Source organism: Vibrio sp. 1562 (assembly GCF_033340155.1).
Lineage (GTDB): Bacteria > Pseudomonadota > Gammaproteobacteria > Enterobacterales > Vibrionaceae > Vibrio > Vibrio alginolyticus.
In genome coordinates this window covers 1-500 of the sequence record NZ_JAWOVY010000862.1, presented here as the reverse complement: position 1 = coordinate 500, position 500 = coordinate 1, and the positions used below count along the sequence as shown (strand labels likewise).

Below are 500 nucleotides of genomic sequence, written 5' to 3'. Positions count from 1 at the left end.
TTTCTCAATTTTCTCTAGTTCCGCATTGAGAGACGCGCGGTCAAATAGCTGTCCCGTTTCTGGATCGCGGTATTCTTGGTCCTGAATCCAGAAGTCTGCGTAGGTAACATAACGGTCGAAGATGTTTTGGCCGTATTCAGAGTAAGATTCTAGGTATGCGGTTTGAATCTCTTTACCGATAAACTCAACGTAACGAGGAACGAGGTAACCTTTCAAAAACTCAAGATATTTTTCTGCGGTTTCTGAAGGGAATTGTTCGCGTTCTACTTGTTGTTCAATCACATAGAACAAGTGAACTGGGTTTGCTGCCACTTCGGTTTGGTCAAAGTTGAACACGCGAGACAAAATCTTAAACGCAAAACGTGTAGATAGGCCGTTCATACCTTCATCGACGCCTGCGTAATCTCGATATTCTTGGTAGCTTTTCGCTTTAGGATCGGTGTCTTTTAGCGTCTCGCCGTCGTACACGCGCATTTTCGAGAAGATAGACGAGTTTTCAG

At 44.2% G+C, this 500-nt stretch carries 1 pseudogene; it reads right to left on the bottom strand.

The features are described 5' to 3' along the window. Window positions 1-500 (bottom strand): annotated as a pseudogene (locus tag R7Z49_RS28090) (PrkA family serine protein kinase); the annotation flags it as partial.